Here is a 22,590-nt window from a genome sequence, read left to right as displayed (position 1 = left end):
CTGTGGCAAAATAAGCAAACTTTCCCCACACGGAGTATTCAATGAAGGTATGCATAGTCGGCGCCGGCGCCATAGGCGGTTTTATCGGCGCGCGTCTCGCTGCGGCCCAGGCCTGCGATCTGAGCGCCTACGCGCGCGGCGACACCCTCGTCGCCCTGCGCCAGCACGGCTGGCGTCTGCAACAAGCCGACACCCTGATCCAGGCCCCTGCCCGCGCCAGCGACAACGCGGCCGAGCTCGGCCCGCAGGACGTGGTCATCATCGCCGTCAAAGGCCAGGCGCTGGCGGGCGTGGCGCAGCAGATCGCCCCGCTGCTCACACCGGACACCCTCATCCTGCCGGCCATGAACGGCGTGCCCTGGTGGTTTGGACAGGGCGTAGCGGCCATCGGCGACGAGCCTCTGGCCAGCGTCGACCCGGGCGGCACCATCGCCGCCGCGCTGCCCTATCGCCAGGTGCTGGGCTGCGTGGTCCACGCCAGCACCTCCACACCGTCGCCGGGACTGGTCAGCCACAAGATGGGCAATGGCTTAATCATCGGCGAACCGGCCGGCGGCGACTCCGAACGCGCCCAGCAACTGGGCGCCCTGCTGCGCGCCGGCGGCTTCGACGTCAAGGTGGCGGCCGATGTCCGCTACGACATTTGGTATAAATTATGGGGAAATATGACCTTGAATCCGGTGTCGGCCATCACTGGCGCGACGGCGGACCGCATTCTGGACGATCAACTGGTGGCGGATTTCTGCCGCGCCGCCATGCGTGAAGCCGCAGTGATCGGCGAGCGCATCGGCTGCCACATCGCAGAAACGCCCGAGCAACGCCATCTGGTGACGCGCAAGCTGGGCGCATTTAAAAGCTCCATGCTGCAAGACGCCGAGGCCGGCCGCATGCTGGAGCTGGATGCCCTGGTGGCGGCCGTGCGCGAGATCGGCCAGCGCCTGCAACTGGCCACCCCGCACATCGACGCCCTGCTGGGCCTGACCCGGCTGTTCGGCCGCGTGCACGGCCTGTATCCGGAAGCCCAGCAATAAGCTAAGAGGTCAGCGCTCGTCGCGGTTGCCCCGTTCATCGCGGGTGCCCGACTGGCGCTGGGCAGGATCGCTGTTTTCCTTGTTCTTCGTATCGCGGCTGGTATCCACGCTCTGCTGCTGGCTGCCGCCACGGCTGCCGCTTTGCTGCGAGCCCGGCGTGCCCGATTGTTTGCCGGTATCTTGCGGTTTTTGATTCTGAGCCATGATCATCTCCTGTGAGTGTATGAATATGAATGCCCGGCATCGCCGGTAACGCATCATCATCCACCCGACCAGAACACGGTATAGGCGCGCCACTCCGGGCCGTGTAAGACAAGACTGAGTTCCTGAAGAACATAGAGCGTGGCGCAAATACCTCGACTCAGAACTTCGCAGCTTCGCGCTTCTTCTTGGCTTCAGCCTCCACTGCCGTTTGGGAATTGAACTTTTGCATGAGGTCATTTCTAATGTAGCGAACCTCCATTACAAAGCCGAGGTGAGGAGCATCCAGTTCTATTACGGAGTCTTGGGTTTTGAAACGGGCGAATTGGTTGCCGACGAATGGCCTCTGTTGAGACGAAACTTTGTACTTTCCAGAAATTGCCTGGAAAACGGAATCAAATCTTCCCTTATCCATGCCGAGGATGATACCAGCGAGTTTCTTTTGGTCGTCGAAGATATATAAGACCTCATTCAGCCCCTCGATTTCGTAGGAAGAGCCGTCAGTCTTCAGCATTGCTCCGCCGGTAAATTTATTGGCCCCGGCATCCAGAACCTTTGTTTGCTTCACAAGGGAGGACCTGACCTGGTCGCTGGAGGAAACGCCGATCTCAAAACCAAGCGCTTGAGTACCCGCATGAGCACTGATGCTGGCTATCAGGGCGAAGGCAACAAGAGCGGACTGAATGAAGTGTTTCATAATTTCTCCTGTAATGAGTTGAAAAGAGAGGTCGCCTCAGGCACCTGGCGGAACCGAATTCTCTTCAGATGACCAGGTAACGGCAGAGATCTTCCACCCGGCCTCCGTTCGCACCAACTGCCAGCTCTCCTTACCCCAGGCACTCTTATAAGTTCCGATCATAAAAGTGTAATCAAACCAGACATGTGCAATCTCGCCGTCCGTATCGATGCGGACATTGGAGAAAGTCTCAGACTGCGGCGCTTTGTTTTTCGCGATACTCTCAATGAACTTCCGAGGACTGCCGCCTGCCTGAACCCTGGTAGCTGCTGGCTCCTTCGTGTCCTTGATGCTGGCGTTATACCGTTCAACACTGGCATCGGTGTACGTAGCCGTCCACGTAACATCCTCCCGCAAGAACAGCCCCATGAAACCAACAGTATCCTTATTCTTGATTGCCTCCTGAAACTGCCCAATAATTTTCGTGACCTGTTTCTTGCTCTCGGCAGGGTTTTCGGCAAAAGCCGGTTGATGTGTAGCCAGAAGAAGACCGCAAGCAAGTACGACAGCAGAAAAGACTACTCTCATCATTTATCCTTTGGAGTGGAAACTGCAGATTGGCTGTGATCTTGGTGAGTGACAGCCCCAAAACTGTAACTCATTTGACAATGTTTGTCAGCTTCAACGAGTCCCCGGCCACACGGATCAGCCGTGCCCACCAAACCCACGCAGCGTTGCGCAAATGCCTCAATGTTGCAAACGGTGCCATATCCGTTTCCCCCAGCACCACCTCCCCATGACTCGCACAGCCATGCGTTTGGCTCGCTAAGCCACTGCAAAGTCGCCAGTCACCCCTCGGTTTCGCTCTAAGATCGGCTCATTGCAGTAATGACACCGTTTCTGAGAACCCCCATGAAACCAGCTTTGAATGTGCACGCGGCGCTGTCCGGTAAGCGCGTACTGATCACCGGCAGCACCGGCTTCCTCGCCAAGGTAGTGCTGGAAAAACTCATCCGCAGCGTGCCCGACATCGGCCGCATCGTGCTGGTGATACGCGGCGGCCGAGGCAAGACCAACGGCGACGCCCGCACCCGCTTCGAACGCGACATCGCCACCTCCTCCGTATTCGACCGCCTGCGCGCCGAACGCCCGGCCTTCCTGGCCGAGTTCTTCGCCGAGCGCATCGAATGCATCACCGGCGAAGTGACCGAACCCTGCTTCGGCCTGCCGCTGGCCGAGTTCAACGCCCTGGCCCGCCGCATCGACCTGGTAATCAACGCCGCCGCCAGCGTCAACTTCCGCGAAGCGCTGGACGAGGCGCTGGCCATCAACGCCCTCAGCGTGCAGAACATCGCCGAGCTGGCGCGCGTCGCCAACGCACCGCTGGTGCAGGTATCGACCTGCTACGTCAACGGCTACAACCGCGGCGACATGCTGGAGCAGAACGTGACGCCGGCGCGCGCCGCCATCCCGCGCCACGCCGACGGCCATTTTGATTTATACGGTTTACTCAAACACCTGCAGCACCGCGTGGCCGCCATCAAGGCCGACACCAGCGACGCCGAGCAGTTGACCCGCCGCCTGACGGAACTGGGCATCGCCGAAGCCAACTACCACGGCTGGAACGACACCTACACCTTCACCAAATGGATGGGCGAGCAGCTGGCGATGCAAGCCATGCGCGGCAAGACGCTGACCATCGTGCGCCCGTCCATCATCGAAAGCACGCTGCAAGAGCCGGCGCCGGGATGGATCGAAGGCGTCAAGGTGGCCGACGCCATCATCCTGGCCTACGCGCGCGGCAAGACCAACTTCTTCCCGGCCAAGCCGAACGAAATCGTCGACATCGTCCCGGCCGACCTGGTCGCCAACAGCATCGTGCTGGCCGCCGCCGAAGCGCTGGCCGAGCCAGGCGCCACGCGCATCTACCAGGCTTGCACCGGCTCGGCCAATCCGATCTCGGTAGGCCGCGTGATCGAACTGTTCCAGACCGAGTCGCAACGCAACTGGCGCAACTACGAGCGCCTGTTCTACAACGAGCCCAAACATGGCTTCCGCGTCGTGAGCCGCCCTGTATTCCTGTTGATGCTGCGGGCCATGAGCCTGGGCGCAACCGCCTGGAGCGGCGTACGGCGCCTGCTGGGCGCGGGCGAATCGCCCAAGCTCGAAGCACTGCGTACCACGCAGCTGCTGGCGTTGACGTTCTCGTTCTACACCGCACCGCACTACGTATTCCATAACAAATCGCTGATGGCGTTGGCCCGGCGCTTCAACAGCGAAGACCAGGCGCGCTACGCGGTGGACCCGGCCATCATCGACTGGCCGGACTACCTGTGCCGCATCCACATGACAGGCTTGAACCGTTACGCGCTGCGGCCGCGCTCACCCAAATCGGTGGAAGCGGCAGCGGCGGCAGCGCCTGCGCCGACCACGGAAGCAGAAGCACGACCAGTAAAAATATAAGCGGACACCGACAAAGATTCGGCGCCGCACGAGGAGACAGCATCACATGAGCAAACCAACCGCAGCACCGGCGGCAATGACGCGTCGCGACTATGCGTGGCACCGCATGGACACCGACAAGAACCTGATGGTCATCAACAGCATCTTGCTGTTCGAAGGCCAGGTCGATATGGAGCGGCTGATTTCCACCATCGGTCTGCGCCTGCCCAACTACCCGCGCTTCACGCAGAAGGTGGTGCAGCGGCGCGGCCGTCCGCACTGGGTCGAGGACGACCAGTTCAACATCGCCCAGCACATCAAGCTGGAACAGATGTCGCAGGAAGTGAGCCGCGAAGAACTGCAAGGCCATATGACGCGCATCGCCCACCTGCCGCTGGAACGCGACCGGCCGATGTGGCATATGACGGTGCTGGACCGCGTCAACGGCGGGCACGCCATCGTGTTCCGCGTCCACCACTGCATCACCGACGGCCTGGGGCTGGTGCATGTGCTCAACCACCTCACCGACGACAACGGCGTGCATGGCCGCACGCCCTCCCCGGTCGGCCATCCGCACCGCGCCACGGTGGCGCACAACGCCGTGTGTTCGGCGGTGGCGCGTGGCGTGTCGTGGCTGAAGATCGCCTTCCACGTGGCGCGGTTATCGGTGCTGTGGCCCGACGCGCGGAGCCAGTTCAAGGCGCCGATGACGGGCGCCAAGCAGCTGGTGTGGCTGCCGCCGCTGGAGATGGACCGCGTACGCGCCATGTCCAAGCGCATGGGCGTGACATTGAACGATGTATGGGTGGCCGCCGTCTCCGGCGCGCTGCGTCAGTACCTGGGCGAGCGTGGGCAGCGGCCCGATGGCCGCGCTCTGCGCGCCGCCGTCACCTTCAACCTGCGCGAGAAGGCCAACGCTTTCCAGTTGGGGAACGAGTTTGGTCTGGTGGCGGTGGATCTGCCGACCAATGTGGACGATCCATGTGTGCGCCTGCGCCAGTCCAGCGACCGCATGACAGCCATCAAACGCTCGCACCAGCCACGCGCGACGATGGCCTTCCTGTCGATCGCAGGCTGCCTGCCGACCGCCCTGCAGCACTTCGCACTGAACCTGTTCACGTCCAAGGGCTCGGTGGTGCTGACCAATATCGAAGGCCCGGGCAGCCGCCGCTACCTGGCCGGCTCGCGCATGACGGATTTGATCTGCTGGGTGCCGCAAGCAGGCAAGCTGGGCGTGGGGTTGGCCTTTATCTCGTACGCCGGACAGATCCAGCTGGCCCTGTTCGTCGACACTGATCTCGTGCCCGACCCGGAGCGCCTGATGGCGTTGACCTACGATGCTTTCGAAGAACTGGAGTTGGCCACCCGCGCCGCGCCGGCCGACGCACCGGAGGAAGCGGCGGACAACGAACTGACAGGAGCGCCACTGGCCCCTGCCCGTTAGCCATTCATATCGAAGTCCGTGCCGGAAAAGAGGCGTTCAATGATGCGCCTCATTTTGGGCACCCGGTGTTTTCCCATCCAAGTTGGGTGAGCTTGTAACGTCAACCTTCAAGACTGGCTTCAGGGTCGGGTTTTTTAATTTCAATTCAATAACACCAATACTCCTATTCGCCGACAAGGGCTTTTTAGAAGGTTGCTTATCCCGCTTTAAGTAGAAATTTCGATGCCAAGTCAACACCCTAGCATAACAGTCCCCCAAGGTTTCGTTGGTTGACTTATGGGTCACTTCCCAATCGGGTAATGCTTTTGCCAGAAGTTCAGCTTTAATTTCACGATTTTTCTCAAGCCCGTGAAGATGGCCTTTAAGGATTATCGTATCTCGAAAGTCGATCGCCTGCGCCGCTTTAGCGATCGCCACTCTGCCTTTGTCCATGAATTCCGTGTCAGAGCACATTACTCGCGCGTAAAAGCAAGGAAATAATGTCACACCCAACCCCATGTGGGTACTCCACTCCCCGCGCCCCTCTGGGCTGAGCATCATATTTGTCTTTCTGTAAGTCCAGCACCACATTGTGTAAAAATACAATACAGTGAAAACACAAACCATTCCGCAGAGCAGGCACATAACCCACAACATCATCCCCTCGAAGTCGAGCAAACTCAAAGATAGAATTAATAGCAAGAAAATCACACCCAAAACACCGAAAAAAAATTTCCCCTCCGTTTTCGTCAATTTATTGCGCCAGGGAGAAAAATACATACGATCATACAAATTCCACATTTTTATACTTTCTAATAAATATGAGATTAATATTTATTAATTTAAAAATTTTCGTTGCGCGCTTTGACGAAAGCCAACCAGACGTTCCCGTTCAAAACTCACCACGCATTCTCCGTCAATAGAGGCCAGTGATTCCGATCCGAATTAAGTAAACTTGCGTGTAACACTATACAGCGCCCCTCCCTCAAAATACTCACCCATTATCACTTTTGACACTGTTGGCAAAGGTCTCGTCATATCTCTGTCATATTCGACAAGTACATTCAGCTACCACCTTGATACTGGAGCTGAATCGCATGAATACAGTCGTCCAACCCGCGCGGGTCAGCCCTGCCGAGAGCAAGAACACTCCCATCACCGCCGCCATCTTCTTCCTGCTGCTGGTGGCCGGCCTGCTGTTCAGCGGCTACAGCCTGCGCTCCGACGTCACCGAAGCCGGCCCGGTCGCCACCAACTGGCTGCCTTACGTGCTGCTCGGCGTGGCCCTGCTGATCGCCCTCGCCTTCGAATTCGTCAACGGCTTCCACGACACCGCCAACGCCGTTGCCACCGTCATCTACACCAACTCCATGCCGGCCAATGCCGCCGTGGTGTGGTCCGGCTGCTTCAACTTCCTCGGCGTGCTAACCTCCAGCGGCGCGGTCGCCTTCGGCATCATCTCGCTACTGCCGGTCGAACTGATACTGCAAGTGGGCGCAGGCTCCGGCTTCGCCATGGTGTTCGCGCTGCTGATCGCCGCCATCGTCTGGAACCTCGGCACCTGGGCGCTCGGCCTGCCGGCATCGTCGTCGCACACGATGATCGGCTCCATATTGGGCGTCGGCGTCGCCAACGCGCTGATGCACGGCCGCGATGGCACCAGCGGCGTCGATTGGGCGCAAGCCTCCAAGGTCGGCTACTCGCTGCTGCTGTCGCCGATGGTCGGCTTCCTGTGCGCCGCCTTGCTGCTGCTGGCGCTGCGCGCTTTCGTCAAGAGCCGCGAGCTGTACGAAGCCCCGGTCGGCAACACGCCGCCGCCCTGGTATATCCGCGGCCTGCTGATCCTGACCTGCACCGGCGTCTCCTTCGCCCACGGTTCCAACGACGGCCAAAAAGGCATGGGCCTCATCATGCTGATTCTGGTCGGCACCGTGCCGATGGCCTATGCGCTCAACCGCGCGATGCCGGTCGACCAGGTCACGCAGTTCGTCGCCGTGGCCCAGGTCACGCAACAGTCGCTGCAAAAATACATACCGCCCGGCGCATTGCCGGCAGCCGAACCGCGTCCCGCGCTGTCGGCCTACATCGGCAGCAAGCAGCTGACGCCCGAAGTCGTGCCTGCGCTGGCCGCGCTGATCGGCGATATCCGCAACGCCGTCAAGCAGCACGGTTCGCTGGCCAAAGTGCCTGCCGAAACCGTGGGCAACGTGCGTAACGATATGTACCTGGCCGCCGAAGCGATGCGCGTGATGGACAAGACCAAGGCCGTCCCCTTCGATCCCGACACCTCCGCCAACCTGAAGGCCTTCAAGCAGCAGCTGGACGACGCCACCAAGTTCATTCCGCTGTGGGTCAAGGTGGCGGTGGCGATCGCGCTGGGCCTGGGCACGATGGTGGGTTGGAAGCGCATCGTCGTCACCGTCGGCGAGAAGATCGGCAAATCCCACCTGACCTATGCACAGGGCGCGTCGGCCGAAATGGTGGCGATGCTGACCATCGGCGCGGCCGATGCCTACGGCCTGCCGGTATCGACCACGCAAGTGCTGTCGTCCGGCGTGGCAGGCACGATGGCGGCCAACCGCTCCGGCCTGCAATGGTCCACCGTCCGCAACCTGGCTATCGCCTGGGTGCTGACGCTGCCGGCGGCGATCCTGTTATCGGGTTCGCTGTTCTGGCTGTTCTCCCACATTTTCTGACCCAGGATAGACCATGCGACTGAATGAAACCGATTTGATGGAACGCGTACAGCGCGAACTGACCGACAGCTACGACGAAGAGCTGGAGATGGAACTGGAAGACCGCGAGATCGATCCAGTCACGCGCGAAGTGCTCGTCAGCGAACGCAGCGACGAGGCCAAGGAAGCCCGCCGGCTTTACTTCCGCGAGCTGTTCCGCCTTCAGGCGGAGCTGGTCAAGCTGCAGGACTGGGTGGTCCACACCGGCCACAAGGTCGTGATCCTGTTCGAAGGCCGCGACGCCGCCGGCAAGGGTGGCGTCATCAAGCGCATCGTCCAGCGCCTGAATCCGCGCGTGTGCCGCGTGGCCGCGCTGCCGGCGCCGAACAACCGCGAGCGCACGCAATGGTACTTCCAGCGCTACGTGTCGCACCTGCCTGCGGCCGGCGAAATCGTGCTGTTCGACCGCAGCTGGTATAACCGCGCCGGCGTCGAACGCGTGATGGGCTTCTGCACCGACGAGCAGTACGAAGAGTTCTTCCAGACCGTGCCGGAATTCGAACGCATGCTGGCGCGCTCCGGCATCCAGCTGATTAAGTACTGGTTCTCGATCTCTGACGAGGAGCAGAACGCCCGCTTCCTGGGCCGCATCCACGATCCGCTCAAGCAGTGGAAACTGAGCCCGATGGACCTGGAGTCGCGCCGTCGCTGGGAGGAGTACACCAAGGCCAAGGAGATCATGCTGGAGCGTACCCACATCGCGGAAGCGCCGTGGTGGGTGGTGCAAGGCGTGGACAAGAAGAAGGCGCGCCTGAACTGCATCCACCACCTGCTGGAGCAGATGCCGTATGTGGAAGTCGAGCACCCGGCGATCCAGCTGCCGGAACGCGAGTATCACGACGACTACGTGCGCCGTCCGGTGCCGGCGGAAATCATCGTGCCGGAAGTGTACTGAGCGACGACGCTGTGCTAAAGTTGGCCGATCATCCATGTTAGGAGATCGACATGCAACTCGGCGCATTTTCCATCAGCCTGGCGGTCAAGGACTTGGCCGCCTCGCGGGCTTTCTATGAAAAGCTGGGCTTCAAGGAGTTCGGCGGCAACCCCGCGCAGAACTGGCTGATCCTCAAGAACGGCGACCATATCATCGGCCTGTTCCAGGGCATGTTCGAGAAGAATATGCTGACCTTCAATCCAGGCTGGGACCAGAACGCCACAGCGCTGGACGGCTTCACCGACGTGCGCGAGATCCAGCGCCAGCTGAAGGCGCAAGGCGTCGCCCTCGCCTCCGAGGCCGACGAAGCCACCACCGGCCCGGCCAGCATCATCCTCACCGACCCGGACGGCAATCCCGTTCTGATCGACCAGCACCTGTGAGAATGCCCACGCTATGAACCTGAGCCGCATCACACCTATCCTGAGAAGCTTCAACGAAGCGCAGACGCGGGAATTCTATGTCGACTTCCTGGGCTTCCAGGTCGACTGGGAGCACCGCTTCGAACCGGGGCTGCCCTTGTACATGCAGGTATCCCGGGGCGACTGCGTGCTGCACCTGACCGAGCATTTCGGCGATTGCAGCCCGGGCAGCGCTATCCGCATCGAGACCAGCGGGCTGGATGAATTCCATGCCGGGCTGCTGGCCAAGCAGTTCAAGTACGCCCGCCCCGGCATCGAGGACATGCCTTGGGGTAGCCGCGAGATGTCGATCAAAGACCCATCCGGCAACCGGCTGACCTTTGTCGGCGCCGATGCACCATGAAGCTGCTGCTCGCGTTATCGCTGGCTTGTATCACGGCGCATGCGGACGATGGACAGGCGGCGCTCAGTTCCACCGGCGGCCAGTTGATCCGGTCGACCTTCGCCAAGGGACTGCATGAGCTGAAGCTCGGCGCGGTGCCGGCCGCAGATAAGCTACAATCCCGCGATGCACAGATGTCCAGCGCCATCGCCAGCGCTGCAAAAAAGGATTTTATCCAGGAAGGGATCGAAGCATCCCGAAAAGCGCTGCTGGCGTGCCAACAAGAGACATCGGCCGTGCTGGTCATGCCGTCCTTGCGCAGCGACAGCCAGCAGGCGCATTGTTATCGGTTTTAAGGGAAGTATATGGCGTGGTTAATCATCAAGTACCTGCTGACGTCCGCTGTCGTCGTGGGCGTATCGGAGTTCGCCAAACGCAGCGACCGGCTGGGAGGCCTGATCGCCGCGCTGCCGCTGGTGACGGTGCTGGCCTTGATCTGGCTGTACGTTGAAAAACAGCCCGAGCAAAAAATCGCCAACCACGCGTGGTACACCTTCTGGTACGTGGTGCCGACGCTGCCGATGTTCCTGGCCTTCCCTCTCCTGCTGCCACGCATCGGCTTTTGGCCGACGCTGCTGGCATGCATAGTCCTCACCATCGTTTGCTTCGGCCTGTTCGCGATGCTCGTACGCCGCTTCGGCATCGAGCTGCTTTAACTTAGAAGCGGTGACGTAAGCCGACGGTGAACTGGCGGTTGCCGATACCCGGTTCTTCGCTATTCCCCTCAGTGTAGCCGCCGCCATTATGGTTGCGTATCACCGCATAAGACGTGTAGATGTCGGTGCGCTTGGAGAACGCATACATATACGCCAACGCATACTGCTGCGCATCCTGATTCCGCACGGTGCGGTCGTTCTTGTTGATGTACGTCGCAACCACGGTACTCAAGCCACACGGCACCGTCACGCCAAGCAACACATCGCGGCTGTCGGTGGAAGCAACCGGCGCCGGGCCATCGAAATTGATGATGGAGCTGTTCAGCGGCGAGGAATTCAAACCCCGGTCGACACCATAACCAAACCAGGCCTTGGCCGGACCAAAATCATAGTTCGCGCCCAGCAGCGTATTGCGCGCCGAGCCAGTGCCCTTCAACGTAGCCGTATCGTTGTTCTTGTTGTGGTAGGCCAGGCGCACATTCAGCGGACCACGGCTGTAACCGAACGATCCACCCAGCGCGCGATTGGCACGCTGATCGCCGGCCACCTCGCCCGCCACATACATCGCGTCGGCGCTGAAACCATCGATCACCGGCGTGCGATACAACACCGAATTCCCGGCGCGGAAGCCTGTCGACGACATCAGATTGTTGGAACGCGCAATCCCGTTGCGCAGCGGGTCGACGATGGTATTGAGCGTGGTGAACAGCGGCGTATCCTGCAAGCCTGCCGACACTGCACCGTACTTTGTGCCCAGGCCGACGATGCTGGTGCGGCCAAACAGCGTGCTGTTTTGCGTCGAGACGCCCGTGTCGGCATGAATCCCGCCTTCGATCACAAAGAAGGCCGACATGCCGCCGCCCAGGTCTTCATTGCCACGGAAGCCCCAGCGGCTTTGCGTCGCCATGCCGCTGGTGGCGCGGGTCGACGTGCCGGCGATGCCGCCGCGGTCTTGCGAGATGCCCATGTCCATCACGCCGTAAAACGTCACATTGCTTTGCGCCAGTGCGGCGGCGGAACAAGTGGCCAAGGCGAGCGCACCCACCGCATAAATGCTTTTTTTCATTTTTGTCTCCAGATTTTATGTGCCGGTGAGACGGCGCGCTGTCGGCGCCGCCTCATCCGCAGGAAGGATTTACATCAGCGCGCCGGCTGGATAGCGCCGCGCGGCTCAGGGTCGGGAATGGCTTCGATCTTGCCGAGCACGAAGACGAAGGAGACGATGCCGATCAACAGTATCACGCCGGCCACCATGAAGGCGTTGGTGAACGAGTTGGTCGCGCCGACGATCATGCCGGTAACGATAGGAGCAGCTGCGCCCATCAGGTTGTTGGCAAAGTTCATGATGCCGCCGATGGTGCCGGCGCCGCCCTTCGGAGCGATCAGCGATGGCAACGACCAGCCCACCGGTGCAGCCGACGCCAGGCCACCCAGGGCGATGGAGATCCAGAAGATCGCCCAGGCCGGATCGGTGGTCTGCGTTGCGCCGAACACAGCCAGACCCAGCACCATGCCGCATACCAGCACGCCTTTGCGGACCAGCGATTCATCCTTGCCACGCGAGATCAGGTGATCGATCAGCCAGCCGCCAACGAACAAATCAGCCACCGTCGCCACCAGCCACGGAATCGCCGCGTAGCCGGCCGACTTCAGGATACTCATGTGCATGGTCTGCACCAGATAGCCAGGCAACCAGGTCAGGAACAGATAGAACGAGTAGCCGTAGGCGGCGAAGCCGATGGTCAGGCCCCAGATCTTGGATTTGGTCAGCAGATAGCCCAGCATATTGAGCGCGCCCGCTTCGGACGGGCCTTCCGGCGAAGCGCCACCTTCCTGGATATAGCGCAGCTCTTCCTTGCTCAGCTTCGGGTCGGCGCTAGGATCGCGGTACAGCACATAGAACGCGATAAAGTAGCTGAAGCTCAGCACAGCGGTCAGGCCGAAGCCCCAGCGCCAGCCGAAGGTGACGATGGTCAGCGCCAGCAGCGGCACGCCGATCACGTTGGAGAACTTGGCGGCGGCGTCGAAGATCGCCGTTGCCATGCCGCGTTCATTGCGCGGGAACCAGTAGCCGGTAGCCTTGGCGCTGACCGGGAAAGCAGGCGCCTCGGCAATGCCCAGCAAAATACGCGCCGCGAAGATGCCGGCAAAGCCGCTCGAAAATGCGGTGATCGTAGCAGCCAGTCCCCACAGGAACGCGCCCCAACGGCCAACGCGGGTGGGACCGAAACGATCCATCACCATGCCGACCGGAATCTGCAACAGCGAATACGACCAGGCGAAGGCGCTGAACAGCAGGCCCAGTTCAACCGGCGTCAGGTTGAATAGTTCCTTGATCTGCGGCGCAGCCACGGACAGGCCGATACGGTCGATGTAGTTAATCAGTACGCCCACGCCGAGCAGCGCGCCTATGCCCCAGCGCCGCTTCGGTATCTTTTTGGTGATGTCGGTTTTCATTCTGTCTCCCAGTTAAATTATGGATGGCACGCTATTACTGCGGCTCCGGATACTTCAAAATTTGGCTGACCAGCTCCGATGGCGGCTGCGTCAGGTCCAGGCGCAGGCCCGATTCATCGGACTGCAGCGGTTCAAGATCACGCAACTGGCTGTCGAGCAAACTTGTTGGCATGTAGTGACCGGTGCGGGCTTGCATGCGGCTTTCGATGACGGCACGTTCGCCGTCCAGATGAGCAAAACGCAGCTCGGGGTCGGCCTGGCGCAGCAGGTCGCGGTAGCGTCGCTTGAGGGATGAGCACGACAACACCAGTCCCTCGCCCCGTTGCGCCGCTTCCCGGATTTTGGCTTGCAGCGTCAGCAGCCAGCCGGCCCGGTCGTCGTCATTGAGCGGCACGCCGGCCGACATCTTGGCGACGTTTTCCGCCGGATGAAAAGTGTCGCCTTCAAGGAAAGGCACTCCGAGTTCCGTAGCCAGGCGCGAACCGATCTCGCTCTTTCCACAGCCACTCACTCCCATGACGACCCAACGATATACCGCACTATTGTTCACAGACACTCCAAATTGTTAGCGCTAACAAGACCTGTAGTCTAGCCGGTCGTCGTTTTTTGTAAAGGATAATTCGTGTTGCGACGCACAAACTGTGGTGTGGCTTGGACGCTATGGCCTAACCCACTGCTTTGGCCATAATTCCGCTTGAAAATTTTCTGTCGCAATGTTAGCGCTATCACTCGCACACAAAAAAAGGCCGCGCATTGCTGCGCGGCCGGCATATCATTTTCCTTCAGGAGGTTCCCACAGCTCGACCTTGTTGCCGTCCGGGTCGATCACCCAACCGAACTTGCCGTACTCCGATTCATCGACCTTGTCTTCGACCTGGCATCCTTCGGCGCGCAGCGCGGCCAGCAGCGCGTGCAGGTCATCGACCCGATAGTTGAACATGAACGGCGCGGTGCTCGGCGCAAAATAGTCCGAGTCCTGCTTGAACGGACTCCACGCCGTGGTTCCCGTGCCGGACCAGCGGAAGGCAACACCGCCCCACTCCGACACATCGAAGCCAAGATGCACCCGATACCATTCGGTCAGCCGCTTAGGGTCTGGAGATTTGAAGAACACACCGCCAATGCCGGTGACACGTTTCATATAGGGCTCCTGAAGTGAGAAAGTAGCAGTGATTGAGCGGCTACTTTACTCCCATGCAGGAACCCGATCAAGCGGCTCAGTAAGCCGTCTGCGTGTACGGACGCGCTGCCGCGCCCTTGCCCCAATCAGCGTTCGGCTTGGCCGACATGGTGAATACCAACTCGCCGCCCGCAGTGATCTGCTCATGGCGCAGGAAGCTTTGCGCCAGCGGCTTGCCGTTCAACGTCACGCCGGCCACGTACACGTTCTCCGCGCTCAGGCCCACGCTGCGGATGGTGAAGGTCTTCCCGTTCGGCAGATTCATCACAGCCTTGTCCAGGAACGGCCGGCCGATCACGTACTCATTGCTGCCCGGCGCAACCGGGTAGAAGCCCAAGGCCGTAAAGGCCAGCCATGCCGACATCTGCCCCAGGTCGTCGTTGCCCGACAAGCCGGCCGGCGTGGTGTTGTACTGCGACGCCACCACCTGCGTCAGCCGCTTCTGCGTCTTCCACGGCGCACCGGCGTAGTTGTACAGGTAAGCCACATGATGCGAGGGCTCGTTGCCATGCGCGTAGTGACCGATCAGGCCGGAGATGTCCTCCATGTGCGCGTACACCTTCTCGTCCACTTTGGCGTCGAACATCATGTCGATCTTGTTCTGCAGGCCGGCGTCGCCGCCCAGCATGTGGATCAGGCCCGCGTTATCGTGCGGCATATACCACGAGTACTGCCACGCGCTGCCCTCGGTGTAGTCGCTGCCGAAGTTGGACAGCACCGGATCGAAAGGCTCGCGGAAGGTGCCGTCGGACTTCTTCGCCCGCAGGAAGCCGGTCTTCACATCGAAGGAGTTGCGATAGTTCTGCGCACGCTTGTAGTAGCGCGCCGCGATATCCTTCTTGCCCATCTTTTCAGCCATGCGGGCGATGGTCCAGTCGTCGAAGGCATATTCCACCGTCTTCGACGCCGCTTCGGGCTCCAGGTCGATCGGCACATAGCCCAGTTTCATGTAGTGCTGAAGGCCGCCGTACGGGCCATACTCCGCGCTGCTGGTCATGGCCTTCAGGGCTTCTTCGGCATCGAAGCCCTTCAAGCCCTTCATGTAGGCGTCCGCAATGACCGGCACCGCGTGGTAGCCGATCATGCACCAAGTTTCAAGGCCGTGGAACTGCCAGACCGGCAGGATGCCGTAGGGACTGGACTTCTGCGATTCGATCAGCGAACGCACGAAGTCCACGTTGCGCTGCTCCGGCTGGATCAGCGTCAGCAAAGGGTGCAGCGCGCGATAGGTATCCCACAGCGAGAAGGTCGAGTGGTAGCGGAAGCCCTGCGCCTGATGGACCTCGTTGTCCGGGCCGCGATAGCGTCCGTCGCGGTCCATGAACAGGCTGGGCGCCAGCATGCTGTGATACAGCGCCGTGTAGACCATCTTGCGCATATCGGGAGCTGCCTCGATAGCCACCGCGCCCAGCGCCTCGTTCCATGCGGCCGACGCCTTGGCGCGTTCGGCGTCGAAGTCCCAGCCCGGCATCTCGGCCAGATTGGCAATCGCGCCCTCCTCGCTGACGGCCGATATCGCCACCTTCACTTCAAGCTGTCCATCCGCAGGCACGCCGAAATCCAGCGCGCCGACCAGCGCCTTGCCCTCGACCATAGCCTTGTCGCCAGGGCCGCTGCCTGGGCCGGCGAAGCCTTTGTATTCAACGTCCGTCTCCATATTGCGCAGCGCGCGCGACGCCAGCGGATGCGAGAACGAGATGGCGAAGTACAGCTGCCGCCCGGCCGCCCAGCCCCGCGTTTCGCGCATGCCGGTGATGAGCGTGTTGTCGCGCACCCGCAGGCGTGACCACAGATTCTTGGCCTTGTAATCGTAGATGCTGCTGCGCAGGTCCAGTATCACCTTGGCCGATGCGCCCTTGGCGTAACGATAGCGGTGCATGCCTACACGCTCGCTGGCGGTCAGCTCGACATCGACCTCGTTGTCCATCAGCTTGACGGCGTAGTATCCCGGCTCCGCATGTTCATCCTGGTGCTTGAAGCGCGAGCGATAGCCGCTGAAGGGACGCTCGGGATAGCCCGGTTCCAGCTTGGTCTCGCCGCTGTACGGCATCAGCAGCACGTCGCCCAGATCGGAATGGCCGGTGCCGGAGAAGTGGGTATGCGAGAAGCCCAGTATGCTGTCATCCTCGTAGCGGTAGCCGGCTGCCCAAGGATAGCTTTGGCGGAACGGCCGCACCTGCGTATCGGGACTCAGCTGGATCATGCCGAACGGCCGCGCCGCGCCGGGGAAGGTATGGCCGTCGCCGCCGGTGCCGATGAAGACATCGACCGCAGCGGCGGGTGTGGACGGCTGTGCCGCGATGGCGGGAAGTGCGAGCGCCAGCGCAAGCGCGCCAGCCGGCAGGAGTTTGGTCATGGACATTCGGCTTCCAATCGTAGGGGGCGATCCAACTTTATAGCCCTGCACGCGGCACCGGTCAACCGGATGCCTTCCTGAAAGCCGCTTGTTTAGCGAATCCGCTAAACTTCCACTGCTATTTGTACCAGGGACGGGTAATTTGCAGCGGCCGCACATCGAGCCGCAAATTGAGGATCGTATAGCCCTCCGTCGCGGCCGACGCGTAACCCACGCTGTCAGCGACGCGGGTGAACTTGAATTCGAATCCCAGTTCCTGGCGTGGCTCGCCCGGCGCGGCGGTGGCGATGCCGATCGCCTCGGTCTGCGCGTTGTCGATCAGCTTTTCCATCGTAAGCAGCACGGCGTTGTGGCCGAGGATATCGGTCGAATACACTGGTTCCTTCATGTAGGGCTTTTGCGGATCGACCTTGCCATCCACCTTGTCGGCCGACGGCGTGTACTGGCGAGTGGCCAGGTTGTAGCGGTCGCCGCGATCCAGATAGCTGATGCGCGCATTGGAGATATTGAAGTCCTTGCCGTCTCCGACCACGGCCTGCGACAGGTCGAGCAGCAGCGCGCCCTGATAGCCCAGCACCTCCACCTCGCGCGCCGCGTTAATCACCATCGCCGTGTTTTCATCGATGCCCAGTCCCAGCTTGTAGCCCTTCTTCAGCATGGCCGGCAGCATGCGGGCGAAGCGTCCGCGCGCCAGCAGGTGCTGGTCCACGAAGATGTCGTTGCCGATGAAACCCAGGCCCGACGCCAGCTCGCGGCCATCGTTGACGCCCTCGCTCATCGTGGAGAACACGGACCTGGCGTTGTAGTACATGGTGCTGCTCATGACGGCCGCGCCGGCGCTGGTGCCGGCGATTACGCCGCCGCGCCGGTAGACATCCCAGATCGCTTCCAGCACCGCCGTGCGACTGCCGTCCGGACGCACCAGCGCCCGCGTAATCAAACCCTGGTCGCCGCCGGAAAAGTAGACGCCGCCGGCCGCGCGGATGGAGTTAGCCAGCTCCTGGTCTTCGGCATCGCGCCGATAATCGCGGTCCTTCAAGCGCACCGACAGCGGCACGACAAAGGCGGACGCGCCGTAGCGGTTCAGATTTGCCGCCAGATTGGTCCCGGATCGCTCAGGATTCGCGGCGGCCGTCGGCAGCACGGCGATACGCGCCCCGGCGCCGCCGGCCAGCTGCACCACGCGCTGCCAGACCACTGCATTATCGGCCCTCAAGGCGCCGCCGATGACCACCAACGAGCCTTGCTGCGCTGCCTCCGCCGCATTCGCCTGCATGCACCACACCAGCCCTGCCAACAACAACCCTGCGAATCGCCTCATGCCTTATTTCCCTTTTTTGCCGTACGCTTCCTGGTGGCGGGGCCGTACAGATACGCCGATATCGCCTCCGTCAGCCGCGCCGCCTTTTCCACATTGTCCTTGTTCGACACCATTAACGATACCGCCAGCGCCTCGATCACCGCCACCGCCGCCGTCGCGCTGCTGGGCAGCACGGCGTGGCCGCTGTTCGCATACAGCACATGTTCGGACACTTCGACCAGCGGCGATGCCGGCGCGTCGGTGATCGAAATAACGCAAGCGCCGTGGTCACGCGCAAACTTCGCCAGCCGGACCACATCCAGAGCATAACGCGGGAAGGAAATCACCACCAGCAGATCATTCGGGCCGACGTTGGCCAGATGGGCGGCCGCCACTTCGGTGCCGCCCTGCCCCGCTACTTGCACCACATGCGGGCAGAAAGGCTGCAAATGCAGCGACAACAGGCCGGCCAGATAGGACGACAGCCCGAAGCCCAGCACATACACGGTGCGCGCGCTGCTCAACTTCTTTACCACCTGCTCCATCTCCGCCTGCGACTGCGCATTGCGGGTCGCGCTGATATTGGCCAGTGCGTACTCCATGCTCTGATCGCCCGGCCATACCGAGCCTTGACGGTTCTCGATCGTGTGGCGCAGCTTGTCCACCGGCTGCATCTCCGAATGCAGCGTCTCGGCCACGGCGCTGCGCATCGCGCCGTAGTTGGAGAAGCCGATGTCGCGGGCAAAGCGGCTGATCGTCGCGGTCGAGACCTGACAGCCTTCGGCCATCTCGTCGATCTTCAGCGCGGTCACGCGCATCGGATTGCGCAGCACGAAATTGGCGATGCTGCGGTTCGACGCAGAACCCGCAGCCAGCACGCCGGACAGCACATGGCCCAGCGAAGACTGCGCAAACGCCACATCCGCCGACGACGATCGTGTCTTGGCTGATCTACTGCTAGTCATCCAGCTCTCCAAATCCGAAAGACCGTAAGCATACTTACATTTTCGGAGAATTTGGCATCCAATTTTCACACAACTGGAAGTTACAACAGAATTCGACTACCATACCAAAACATTAACATGGAGAGCGATCATGGTATCGAGCGTTTTATCAGGCAGCGCGCGCAGAATGGAATTGAGCGTCAGCGCGCAAGACCAGATCAGCATGATCCTCAAATCGATCAAGGGGCTGCGCAAGAAGGTCGTTCTGCTTCAAAAGCAGCTGATGGAAGAGACTGACCCGCAGGCCCGCGTACTGTTAAGCAAACAGATTCAAGACCTGCAGAACACCATCGCGCTGCTGGAGCGGCAGATCGCGCAGATCGAAGAAGCCGAACGACGGCGTGCGCAGATGCGCCAGCAGGCGCAGCTCGACATGGCGGCGGAGCATAAACGGCGGGAACAATAGCCGCATCATTCACTGGGAGACCGTAGTGACACGTGCACACATGAAGAAGCTCGCCTGCATACTGGCCTTGTTTGTCTCCGGCGGCGCCTCGGCCATCGACTACTATAACAAGGGCAACGAGCCTGGCCGACCGTTCTCGCTGGCGGTGCGCGCGGGCGACTACGTGTTCGTGTCGGGCCAACTGGGCACAGGCCCGGCAGGCCTGGTCAAGGGCTTCGATGCGCAGTCGCGCCAGGCGCTGGATAACATCGTCACCATCCTCAAAGGCGTGAACCTCGGCATGGACGATGTGGTCAAGTGCACCATCATGATGGCCGACATGGCCAAGTGGGAGGACTTCAACAAGGTGTACGTCACCTATTTCAAGCCGCAGCGCCTGCCCGCGCGCAGTGCGATGGGCGTCAACGGCCTGGCCCTGGGCGGCGAAGTGGAAGTCGAATGCATGGCCTACTCGCCGCGCCGGTAAGGCTCCTGGCGGCGGCATGAACGACCATCGCAAACGCATCCTGATTTTCTGTTCCACCTGCCGGCTTTTGCATTAGAATCGTCCTCTTTGCTTACCACTCAGGGGACCAGATGGCAGATGGGAAGAATGAACTCAAGCGAGGCCTGAAGAGCCGGCACATCCAGCTGATCGCGCTGGGCGGCGCCATCGGCACCGGCCTGTTCCTCGGCATCGCGCAGACCATCCAGATGGCCGGGCCTTCCGTGCTGCTCGGGTATGGCGTGGCCGGGCTGATCGCCTTCTTCATCATGCGCCAGTTGGGCGAGATGGTGGTCGACGAGCCGGTCGCAGGTTCGTTCAGCTACTTCGCCGACAAATACTGCGGCCACCTGGCCGGCTTCATGTCGGGCTGGAATTACTGGGTGCTGTATGTGCTGGTCAGCATGGCCGAGCTGTCGGCGGTCGGCATCTACGTCCAGTACTGGTGGCCTGCGATTCCGACCTGGATGTCGGCGCTGGCCTTCTTCGTCATCATCAACGCCATCAGCCTTGCCAACGTCAAGGCCTTCGGCGAGATGGAATTCTGGTTCGCCATCATCAAGGTGGTCGCCATCGTCGGCATGATCGTCTTCGGCGCCTACCTGCTGATCTCCGGTGACGCCGGTCCGCAAGCCACCGTGGCCAACCTGTGGCAGCACGGCGGCTTCTTCCCGAACGGGATCGGCGGATTGGTGATGGCCATGGCCGTCATCATGTTCTCCTTCGGTGGACTGGAACTGATCGGCATCACCGCCGCCGAGGCGGACGACCCTTCGCGCACCATTCCCAAGGCCACCAACCAGGCCATCTACCGCATCCTGATCTTCTACATCGGCGCGCTGGGCATCCTGTTGTCGCTGTACCCGTGGGAGAAAGTGGTCACCGGCGGCAGCCCCTTCGTGCTGATCTTCCACGCGTTGAACAGCAATCTGGTGGCGCACGCGCTCAACGCCGTGGTCCTGACGGCGGCGCTGTCCGTGTATAACAGCGGCGTCTACTCCAACACCCGCATGCTGTACGGCCTGGCCAGGCAAGGCAATGCGCCGCAGCTGCTGCTGAAGGTGAACCAGCGCGGCGTGCCGCTGGCGGCGCTGGGCGTTTCGGCGCTGGCGACCGGCATCTGCGTGGCCGTCAACTACTTCATGCCTGGCAAAGCCTTCGGCTTCCTGATGGGTCTTGTGGTGTCGGCGCTGATTATCAACTGGGGCATGATCAGCTGGATCCACCTGCGCTTCCGGGCACAGAAAAAGGCCGAGGGCCAGACTACCGCGTTCCGCAGCCTGGGCTACCCGCTGACCAACTACCTGTGCCTGGCCTTCCTGGCCGGCATCCTGGCGGTGATGTATCTGACGCCCGACCTGCAATTGTCGGTCTACCTGATCCCCGTGTGGCTGGCCGTGCTGGGCGTCGGTTATCTGATACGGCAGAAAAAGGCCGCCTAGCCGAGGACGGCGATCGCCTGCGCCAATCAGATGGTTTCGCTCTCCCGTACCGTCAACGGGCTGCCCAAAGCATAGCGGGCGATATCGTCCTTGCGCATGAAGGCCACGCCGGCCTTGCTGCGCGCATAGGTCAGGAACTCATCCCACACCCGCACCATCTGCGGCGTGCCGCTGATGCGGTCGTGGGCGCTGATCGACATCATGCGGCGGCGCGTTCCGGCTTCCTCGTACAGCTGGTCGAACTCGCCCTTGATCTGCGCCAGGAAGGCCTGCGGCGAATAATTGCGGCCCTCGATCAGCAGGATATCGTTGTTGCGCAGCGTGTAAGGCACCACGACAAAATCGCGGCCGTTCACCTGCTCGATAAACGGCTCGTCGCGACTGACGTCATCGATGTGGTACAGGAAGCCCAGCTCCTGCAGCAGCGACAAGGTGTTCGGGCCGCGACGCAGCCAGTTGCAGTTGTAGCCGACGGTCTGCTCGCCCGTCGCCTGCTGCACCATCTCGCGGCCGGCGACGAGGAATTCCCGCTCGTCCTTGCGGCTCATCGCATACTGCGAACTCCAGCGCGGCCCGTGGCCGGAAGCCTCATGCCCGCGCTTGACGATGTCCCTCGCCAGCTCCGGGTGCCGGCGCGCGGCCTCGCCTATCATGTGCGACGTCACTTTGACGCCGTGCTTGTCCCACAAGTCCAGCATGCGCGGCACGCCTTCGCGGTAGCCGTAGGCAAACCAGGTACTGGCCGCCGCATCCGACGGCACGCCGGCCGGAAAGTCCACCTTGGGGAAAGGGCTGTCCGCACCCTTGGCCGGCTGGCCGCCCGCTTCGAACTGCATGGAGATCGAGATCACGAGCCGCGCACCATTCGGCCAGAAGGCCCCAGGCGCAGCACCACCCGGCACCGAAGCACTGTGCGCCATGCCGGCAGCCAGCAAAGCCGCGCCACCGGCGGCCTGCGTCAAGAACTGGCGGCGCGGAGGCGTCGTCGTAGAGCTGTTTTTCATAATTCATTCCCTGATAATGAAGTCACTCATTCTCCCGCCAGCAACGCCAATTGGG

General features: G+C 61.3%; 24 protein-coding genes. 12 read left to right on the top strand and 12 right to left on the bottom strand.

Annotated features, from left to right (window positions below; translation table 11 throughout):
- Window positions 1-41: 41 nt before the first annotated feature.
- The gene (locus GEV02_RS01560) at window positions 42-1,031 is read left to right on the top strand and encodes a 2-dehydropantoate 2-reductase (RefSeq protein ID WP_152836188.1); all 990 of its coding nucleotides are present in this window, start codon (window positions 42-44) and stop codon (window positions 1,029-1,031) included.
- A 9-nt stretch (window positions 1,032-1,040) separates the two neighbouring features.
- On the opposite strand, the gene GEV02_RS01555 is transcribed toward GEV02_RS01560, so the two are convergent.
- The 3 genes from GEV02_RS01555 to GEV02_RS01545 form a co-directional block, all read right to left on the bottom strand.
- Window positions 1,041-1,235, bottom strand: coding sequence for a hypothetical protein (locus tag GEV02_RS01555; RefSeq protein WP_235922580.1), 195 nt, complete (start codon window positions 1,233-1,235; stop codon window positions 1,041-1,043).
- 157 nt (window positions 1,236-1,392) lie between these two features.
- Window positions 1,393-1,929, bottom strand: coding sequence for a hypothetical protein (locus tag GEV02_RS01550; RefSeq protein ID WP_152836186.1), 537 nt, complete (start codon window positions 1,927-1,929; stop codon window positions 1,393-1,395).
- Window positions 1,930-1,965: 36 nt separating this feature from the next.
- Window positions 1,966-2,499 carry a Cif family virulence factor gene (locus GEV02_RS01545; protein WP_152836185.1) on the bottom strand — a complete coding sequence of 178 codons (534 nt, stop codon included), beginning with the start codon at window positions 2,497-2,499 and terminating at the stop codon, window positions 1,966-1,968.
- A gap of 321 nt (window positions 2,500-2,820) precedes the next feature.
- Here GEV02_RS01545 and GEV02_RS01540 point away from each other — a divergent pair, with 321 nt between their 5' ends.
- The gene (locus GEV02_RS01540) at window positions 2,821-4,371 is read left to right on the top strand and encodes a fatty acyl-CoA reductase (RefSeq protein ID WP_152836184.1); all 1,551 of its coding nucleotides are present in this window, start codon (window positions 2,821-2,823) and stop codon (window positions 4,369-4,371) included.
- A gap of 46 nt (window positions 4,372-4,417) precedes the next feature.
- A complete protein-coding gene (locus tag GEV02_RS01535) occupies window positions 4,418-5,794 on the top strand; it encodes a wax ester/triacylglycerol synthase family O-acyltransferase (protein WP_152836183.1) in 1,377 nt (458 codons plus the stop codon).
- Between the two features lie 36 nt (window positions 5,795-5,830).
- Here GEV02_RS01535 and GEV02_RS01530 read toward each other — a convergent pair whose 3' ends face one another.
- Window positions 5,831-6,574, bottom strand: coding sequence for a hypothetical protein (locus GEV02_RS01530; RefSeq protein WP_152836182.1), 744 nt, complete (start codon window positions 6,572-6,574; stop codon window positions 5,831-5,833).
- Between the two features lie 296 nt (window positions 6,575-6,870).
- On the opposite strand from GEV02_RS01530, the gene GEV02_RS01525 reads away from it, so the two are divergent.
- From GEV02_RS01525 to GEV02_RS01500, 6 genes are read left to right on the top strand one after another with little or no spacing between them, the layout of a single operon-like run.
- Window positions 6,871-8,469 carry an inorganic phosphate transporter gene (locus GEV02_RS01525; protein ID WP_152836181.1) on the top strand — a complete coding sequence of 533 codons (1,599 nt, stop codon included), beginning with the start codon at window positions 6,871-6,873 and terminating at the stop codon, window positions 8,467-8,469.
- Window positions 8,470-8,482: 13 nt separating this feature from the next.
- Window positions 8,483-9,403, top strand: coding sequence for a polyphosphate kinase 2 (gene ppk2, locus GEV02_RS01520; protein ID WP_174998921.1), 921 nt, complete (start codon window positions 8,483-8,485; stop codon window positions 9,401-9,403).
- 50 nt (window positions 9,404-9,453) lie between these two features.
- Window positions 9,454-9,825 (top strand): VOC family protein, encoded by a 372-nt coding sequence (locus tag GEV02_RS01515; protein ID WP_152836180.1) that lies wholly within the window; start codon window positions 9,454-9,456, stop codon window positions 9,823-9,825.
- Between the two features lie 13 nt (window positions 9,826-9,838).
- Window positions 9,839-10,207 (top strand): glyoxalase superfamily protein, encoded by a 369-nt coding sequence (locus GEV02_RS01510; protein WP_152836179.1) that lies wholly within the window; start codon window positions 9,839-9,841, stop codon window positions 10,205-10,207.
- A complete protein-coding gene (locus GEV02_RS01505) occupies window positions 10,204-10,542 on the top strand; it encodes a hypothetical protein (RefSeq protein ID WP_152836178.1) in 339 nt (112 codons plus the stop codon). The genes GEV02_RS01510 and GEV02_RS01505 overlap by 4 nt, the downstream gene beginning before the upstream one ends.
- A gap of 9 nt (window positions 10,543-10,551) precedes the next feature.
- A complete protein-coding gene (locus GEV02_RS01500) occupies window positions 10,552-10,902 on the top strand; it encodes a DUF3147 family protein (RefSeq protein WP_152836177.1) in 351 nt (116 codons plus the stop codon).
- A 1-nt stretch (window position 10,903) separates the two neighbouring features.
- On the opposite strand, the gene GEV02_RS01495 is transcribed toward GEV02_RS01500, so the two are convergent.
- The 7 genes from GEV02_RS01495 to GEV02_RS01465 form a co-directional block, all read right to left on the bottom strand.
- Entirely contained in the window at window positions 10,904-11,968 is a 1,065-nt protein-coding gene (locus GEV02_RS01495; protein WP_152836176.1) for a porin, read from the bottom strand.
- A 74-nt stretch (window positions 11,969-12,042) separates the two neighbouring features.
- Window positions 12,043-13,359 (bottom strand): MFS transporter, encoded by a 1,317-nt coding sequence (locus tag GEV02_RS01490; protein ID WP_152836175.1) that lies wholly within the window; start codon window positions 13,357-13,359, stop codon window positions 12,043-12,045.
- A gap of 34 nt (window positions 13,360-13,393) precedes the next feature.
- Window positions 13,394-13,876 carry a gluconokinase gene (locus GEV02_RS01485; RefSeq protein ID WP_152836704.1) on the bottom strand — a complete coding sequence of 161 codons (483 nt, stop codon included), beginning with the start codon at window positions 13,874-13,876 and terminating at the stop codon, window positions 13,394-13,396.
- A 255-nt stretch (window positions 13,877-14,131) separates the two neighbouring features.
- Window positions 14,132-14,500: a VOC family protein gene (locus tag GEV02_RS01480; RefSeq protein ID WP_070269793.1), complete on the bottom strand. Its 369-nt coding sequence runs from the start codon at window positions 14,498-14,500 to the stop codon at window positions 14,132-14,134.
- A gap of 76 nt (window positions 14,501-14,576) precedes the next feature.
- Window positions 14,577-16,895 carry a GH92 family glycosyl hydrolase gene (locus tag GEV02_RS01475; protein ID WP_235922579.1) on the bottom strand — a complete coding sequence of 773 codons (2,319 nt, stop codon included), beginning with the start codon at window positions 16,893-16,895 and terminating at the stop codon, window positions 14,577-14,579.
- 118 nt (window positions 16,896-17,013) lie between these two features.
- On the bottom strand, window positions 17,014-18,216 hold the full coding sequence (locus tag GEV02_RS01470; RefSeq protein WP_152836173.1) for a cyanophycinase: 1,203 nt from the start codon (window positions 18,214-18,216) through the stop codon (window positions 17,014-17,016).
- On the bottom strand, window positions 18,213-19,160 hold the full coding sequence (locus tag GEV02_RS01465) for a MurR/RpiR family transcriptional regulator (protein ID WP_152836172.1): 948 nt from the start codon (window positions 19,158-19,160) through the stop codon (window positions 18,213-18,215). The genes GEV02_RS01470 and GEV02_RS01465 overlap by 4 nt, the downstream gene beginning before the upstream one ends.
- A gap of 202 nt (window positions 19,161-19,362) precedes the next feature.
- On the opposite strand from GEV02_RS01465, the gene GEV02_RS01460 reads away from it, so the two are divergent.
- The 3 genes from GEV02_RS01460 to GEV02_RS01450 all read left to right on the top strand — a co-directional run bounded on the left by GEV02_RS01460 (window position 19,363) and on the right by GEV02_RS01450 (window position 21,531).
- Window positions 19,363-19,605, top strand: coding sequence for a hypothetical protein (locus GEV02_RS01460; protein WP_217433108.1), 243 nt, complete (start codon window positions 19,363-19,365; stop codon window positions 19,603-19,605).
- Between the two features lie 25 nt (window positions 19,606-19,630).
- On the top strand, window positions 19,631-20,071 hold the full coding sequence (locus GEV02_RS01455) for a RidA family protein (protein WP_328595687.1): 441 nt from the start codon (window positions 19,631-19,633) through the stop codon (window positions 20,069-20,071).
- 110 nt (window positions 20,072-20,181) lie between these two features.
- Window positions 20,182-21,531, top strand: coding sequence for an amino acid permease (locus GEV02_RS01450; protein WP_152836170.1), 1,350 nt, complete (start codon window positions 20,182-20,184; stop codon window positions 21,529-21,531).
- 26 nt (window positions 21,532-21,557) lie between these two features.
- On the opposite strand, the gene GEV02_RS01445 is transcribed toward GEV02_RS01450, so the two are convergent.
- Complete coding sequence (locus tag GEV02_RS01445) at window positions 21,558-22,535, bottom strand: polysaccharide deacetylase family protein (RefSeq protein ID WP_152836169.1); 978 nt, start codon at window positions 22,533-22,535, stop codon at window positions 21,558-21,560.
- Window positions 22,536-22,590: the final 55 nt, after the last annotated feature.

Origin of the sequence: Rugamonas aquatica (assembly GCF_009380215.1) — a bacterium.
In the GTDB taxonomy this organism is placed as follows: domain Bacteria; phylum Pseudomonadota; class Gammaproteobacteria; order Burkholderiales; family Burkholderiaceae_D; genus Rugamonas; species Rugamonas aquatica_B.
The sequence above is the reverse complement of the archived record's forward strand: the minus strand, read 5'-3'. Positions and strand labels throughout refer to the sequence as shown.